The 4,787-nt window shown below is 39.4% G+C and carries 6 protein-coding genes; 4 read left to right on the top strand and 2 right to left on the bottom strand.

All coding sequences use genetic code 11. From position 1 onward, the window contains the following. The first annotated feature begins 378 nt into the window (after positions 1-378). Genes trpX through BN52_RS00860 form a run of 4 tightly spaced genes read left to right on the top strand, consistent with a single transcriptional unit; the run spans position 379 to position 3,253 of the window. Positions 379-1,365: a tryptophan ABC transporter substrate-binding protein gene (trpX, locus tag BN52_RS00875; protein WP_008472161.1), complete on the top strand. Its 987-nt coding sequence runs from the start codon at positions 379-381 to the stop codon at positions 1,363-1,365. After that, positions 1,362-2,258 (top strand): ABC transporter permease, encoded by an 897-nt coding sequence (locus BN52_RS00870; protein ID WP_008472160.1) that lies wholly within the window; start codon positions 1,362-1,364, stop codon positions 2,256-2,258. Before trpX ends, BN52_RS00870 begins: the two co-directional genes overlap by 4 nt. Next, positions 2,255-3,010 (top strand): ABC transporter ATP-binding protein, encoded by a 756-nt coding sequence (locus BN52_RS00865; RefSeq protein ID WP_008472159.1) that lies wholly within the window; start codon positions 2,255-2,257, stop codon positions 3,008-3,010. The genes BN52_RS00870 and BN52_RS00865 overlap by 4 nt, the downstream gene beginning before the upstream one ends. A gap of 57 nt (positions 3,011-3,067) precedes the next feature. Continuing rightward, positions 3,068-3,253 carry a hypothetical protein gene (locus BN52_RS00860; RefSeq protein ID WP_008472158.1) on the top strand — a complete coding sequence of 62 codons (186 nt, stop codon included), beginning with the start codon at positions 3,068-3,070 and terminating at the stop codon, positions 3,251-3,253. 51 nt (positions 3,254-3,304) lie between these two features. Here the strand turns inward: BN52_RS00860 and BN52_RS00855 are convergent, their stop codons facing one another. Continuing rightward, a complete protein-coding gene (locus tag BN52_RS00855) occupies positions 3,305-4,321 on the bottom strand; it encodes an AI-2E family transporter (RefSeq protein ID WP_008472157.1) in 1,017 nt (338 codons plus the stop codon). 81 nt (positions 4,322-4,402) lie between these two features. Next, a partial coding sequence (locus BN52_RS00850) for an AAC(3) family N-acetyltransferase (protein ID WP_040473279.1) occupies positions 4,403-4,787 on the bottom strand: 385 nt, incomplete at its 5' end.

The raw sequence follows: 4,787 nt of genomic DNA, 5'->3' as shown, positions 1-4,787 counted from the left end.
TTTGGAGTCAAGTCCCTAGGGGGATTTGACTCCTTTTTCATTTGTTCTTTACCTTACCGCAAATTATTTTACACTTAGACAGACTATTTTTATTGCATTAAAATCCCAAGTAAATATTAATCGCGAAAGGAGATTTATCATGTTTGTAGAACTTATAACAATTAATCGTTGGCAATTCCAGCACTAGGTCATTCTACATGCAAAAGCACAGATATGACCTGTTTAGAGATCATATCTGTGCTGGTAAATCTCAATCATCATTGCCCGCACGGAAAAAGCGTGCGGGTTTTGTTTTACTAAAAGCATTTTCCGCTAGGAAATGCTTTTTTTATGGTCTCAGGGAACTTCACACAATTAGCTACATTCTAGGAGGAAGTAATGAAACGTTTAATTGGAACAATTATCGCTTTGTTTGCTTTTCTAATCGTTGCCTTTTTTTATGAGCAACCCCAGCAAACAAATCAAACTTTAGCAATCGGAATTTTACAAACAGTTAGCCATCCGGCCCTTGATCAGATTCACCGCGGAATCGTTAAAGGCTTAGCTGATGAAGGCTATCACTCAGGTAAAAATCTCAAGATTTATTTTGAAAATGCTCAGGGCGATCAAAGCAACTTAAAAACCATGAGCGACCAATTTCAAAATAAGCATGTGGCTCTGACGATCGGGATTGCAACGCCAGCTGTTCAGGCACTGGCAAATGAAGCGGGGCAAACACCTGTTATCATGGGTGCTGTCAGTGATCCTTTAGGAACTGGCCTTGTTAAAAGCATGAAGCATCCTGGTGGCAAAGTTACTGGCGTGCAAGACATGCAGCCAACGGCCGTGCAATTGCAGCTATTCCGCAAAATCATCCCTGATATCAAAACCATCGGCGTAATGTACACCTCTAGCGATGATTCTTCAACTGCAGAATATCATCTATTCAAACAATTAGCCGAAAAAGCAGGTATCAAAGTTATCCCTTACACTATTACCTCAACCAATGACATCGAACAAGTAGCACAAACTATGGCAGGCAAAGTTCAAGCAGTTTACGTTCCGACCGACAATAACGTAGCTTCCGGAATTGCGACTTTGCTAAAGGCTACGAACACTGCTAAAATTCCTGTCATCCCCGCTGCCGACACTATGGTTGAAGCCGGCGGTTTAATTACTAAATCTGTCAGTCAATTCGATATGGGAGTATTGACAGGAAAAATGGCAGCCAAAGTGCTTAAGGGCGCTGACCCTGCTAAAACCCCAGTTGAACGCGTAAATACTTATGAAACTGTCATTAACCAACAAGCAGCCGATAAATTAAATATCGCAATTCCCAATAGCTTGATTAAGGATGCACAAAAGAAAGGACGAATTATCAAATGAATCTAATCACTTCAACTATTGGCCAGGGTTTATTATGGGGAATCTTGGCTTTAGGGCTCTACCTCTCATTTAGAATTCTTAACTTTCCTGACATGACTGTCGAAGGCACCTTTCCTTTTGGCGCTGCAGTCTGTGCCAGCAGCATTGTCCATGGTCTTAACCCTTTATTAGCTACGCTCTTAGCTTTGTTAGCGGGCATGCTTACTGGTCTAGTAACCGGCTTGCTTTATACTAAAGGAAAGATTCCCATCCTATTAGCCGGTATTTTAACGATGACTGGAATTTACTCCATCAACTTGAGAATTTTAGGTAAAGCCAACCTTGGCTTACTAAATCAGGCTACCTTGATGAAAAACCAATTGCTCTTAAACTTACCTACCAACTTTCCAGCAATTGTTGTTGGTCTGATTTTTGCAATTATCGTCGTCTTTTTCCTTGCCTTATTTTTGAATACTGAACTAGGACAAGCATTCATCGCTACTGGCGATAATGAAAAAATGGCCCAATCATTGGGGATCAATACTGATAACATGAAAATTCTGGGTTTAATGCTATCCAATGGCTTGATCGGCTTAGCCGGTGGCTTACTAGCTCAAAATGGTGGCTATACCGATGTCAATATGGGAATCGGAACGATGGTTATCGGGCTAGCAGCAATTATTATTGGCGAAGTAGTATATGGCGATCTTTCCTTGACTGCTAGACTAGTCGCCGTTGTCGTTGGTAGTATTCTGTACCGGTTGGTTCTATTGCTTGTCTTACAATTGGGCTTCAGTACCAATGACTTTAAGCTCTTATCCGCAATCATCCTAGCCCTTTGCTTAATGCTTCCACTACTCCAAAAGAAATTTAGAGTTAAACAGCTCTTACAGAAAGGAATTCAAAAGCCATGACCTTAGAACTTAAAAATATTACCACCGTTGTCAACCAAGGTACTCCTGAAGAAAAAACTATCCTTCATGATCTCAATCTCAAATTGCATGATGGCGACTTTGTTACTTTACTGGGAACCAATGGTGCCGGCAAATCAACATTATTAAACGTGATTAATGGTTCTTTGAAACCTTCAACTGGGCAGATTTTGTTAGACGAAACTGATATTACCAATCTTTCTGAAGTTAAGCGTGCAAAAGCAATTGCCCAAGTATTTCAAGATCCCAAGATGGGAACTGCCCCACGAATGACGGTCGCTGAAAACCTCTTGCTGGCTACCAAACGAGGTCAACATCGCGGTCTAAAGCTGCGCGGATTAGAACGACATATGGAAGAATTTACGGAAAAAACTGCGCAATTGCCTAATGGCTTGAGCGAACGTCTAAATACTTTTGTGGGCAACCTTTCAGGTGGTCAACGCCAAACCTTAAGTTTTTTAATGGCGACGATCCGCCAACCTAAACTATTGCTGCTGGATGAACATACGGCGGCACTAGATCCAAATACTAGTAAAAATCTTTTAGAGCTAACCAACGATGTAGTCACGAAGAAACAAATTACGTGCATCATGATTACTCACCAACTGAGGGATGCTTTGAAATACGGCAACCGTACCATTGTTTTAAACTCAGGAAAAATTGTCTTAGACGCTCAGGGGAAAGAAAAACGCCAACTAACTGAAGAGAAAATTTTAGAATTTTTTACGAATTAAACTCTTGTCGATTGACTCATTTTTGCTGTAGAATATGCTCACATCGGAGGTGAGCATATGTTTACATTACTTTTTGCACTCCTTCTTCTATGGCTATTTTTCAAGCTAGGGATAGGATTTATTAAATTAACGATTTTTATTATTGGTATTGTAATTACCGCACTTTTCTTTGCCTACTTACTAATTCCAGTATTGATTGTTTTCGGTATTGGCTATGGTCTTTGGGCATTTGCAACTAGATAAAAAATGAGGTTGGACTTTTTAAGATCCAACCTCTTTTAATTTGCGCTATTTTCAATTATTGGCGGTAGGTTTTATTTCTAACACATCCAAGAAGAAGATAAAGATTGGCACGCCAACAATTAGGCCCCAGACGCCCCAGAAATGTTCTGCCAGCAACAGAACCAAGAATGTGTAAAAAATCGGCAGTTCTGTCCGTGAAGACATGAACTTAGGGTTCAAAATGTAGGCTTCAATCGCATGAATCACGAGTACCATAATGAAAATATAAACAACATAGCGAATGCCTCCTACTAAATAAGCTACAAAGCTAAGTGGTACCAGGGAAATGATTACGCCAGCTACGGGAACCAAACTAAAGATAAAGACCATTAGTCCAAGTGCCACCAATTGAGGCATCCCCATGATTGCCAAACAGATTAACGTGATTACCGTATTGCAGATGGCAATAAAGAATTGAGCTTCAAGTACTACCCCAAACGTATTGGTGAATTTTCTGCCAAAAAAGGCCAAATCCTCAAATAGCCATTTAAGAATGCCTGCCTTAACAAACAAACTTGAAAATTGCTTCATTTCTTTTAGCTCTATCGTGTAGAAGAAGCTCAAAATCAACGACATAAAAACTGAGAAAGTAACGCTCCCTACACTTGTTACTGTGTGCATCATCAATTTCATGCCATTTTTGACTTGGGCCATGACTTCGCTGCTGCTAGCAAGTTGCTTAAAATCCTTCATTAATCCCGTCAAATTTTCACTCTTATAAAATTCGACCAAAGATTGAACCATACTCGTTACTTGGTTGATCAACATTGGCATATAAACGGTAATTACAAAATACAAACCTAACAAAATTAGAATATACGTGACGCTTACGATTATCTTGGAAGATATTTTAGGTAGATAGCGCTGTACTAGTCTTATCCAATGCACAATCAAGTAAGTAAAAATAAAAGTCAATAAAATGGTATTCATCATTGCTCTGACTTCAAACAGACAACACATGATTAGTAATAAAACGACAAACCTTCGTAACGGAACATTTGTCTGAAATTTTTGCCAAGCCGAATTCATTTTTTGCTCCTAACTATCATTGCTTTTTCTTCTGAACATTTTAGCATTTTTAGAAGAAAAATAGGCATTTCAGGTTAGAAATCATCCATTGAGTCGATCCTTTTCAAGATAGTATGCTCTGGCAGCATCAACTAATTTTTTCATTGGAATCACGCGAATATAGCCGTTATAAATTTTTACTTTATGTACTGCTGAAGCAAATTTGCTTTCAAAGTAATCGCCAAATTCGTTAAAATCATCATACTTATCAAGCTCATCGACATTTTTAAAGCTAATCCATTTGGCTTTGCCATGTTCATCAGCAATTGGTGCTTTTTCTTCTAATAGTGGGCGATTAATCGTTGAATCAGCAAGGTGCAAGGCGGTACAGCTTTCATAGTCTGTACCTAGCATTACCACCTTAGCATCCAAGTCGTAAGCTTTTCCTAGCGGTCCATCAGCCCCAAAGGGCATATCATAGCTATTA

Source organism: Lactobacillus gigeriorum DSM 23908 = CRBIP 24.85 (genome assembly GCF_000296855.1).
In the GTDB taxonomy this organism is placed as follows: domain Bacteria; phylum Bacillota; class Bacilli; order Lactobacillales; family Lactobacillaceae; genus Lactobacillus; species Lactobacillus gigeriorum.
Note: the sequence above shows the minus strand (reverse complement) of the source record. Positions and strands in the feature narration are given on the sequence as shown.

Bases quoted from the DNA above. Each gene is read 5' to 3' on its own strand.
- trpX (WP_008472161.1), top strand. From the start codon at position 379: ATGAAACGTTTAATTGGAACAATTATCGCTTTGTTTGCTTTTCTAATC.
- BN52_RS00870 (WP_008472160.1), top strand. From the start codon at position 1,362: ATGAATCTAATCACTTCAACTATTGGCCAGGGTTTATTATGGGGAATC.
- BN52_RS00865 (WP_008472159.1), top strand. From the start codon at position 2,255: ATGACCTTAGAACTTAAAAATATTACCACCGTTGTCAACCAAGGTACT.
- BN52_RS00860 (WP_008472158.1), top strand. From the start codon at position 3,068: ATGTTTACATTACTTTTTGCACTCCTTCTTCTATGGCTATTTTTCAAG.
- BN52_RS00855 (WP_008472157.1), bottom strand. From the start codon at position 4,321: ATGAATTCGGCTTGGCAAAAATTTCAGACAAATGTTCCGTTACGAAGG.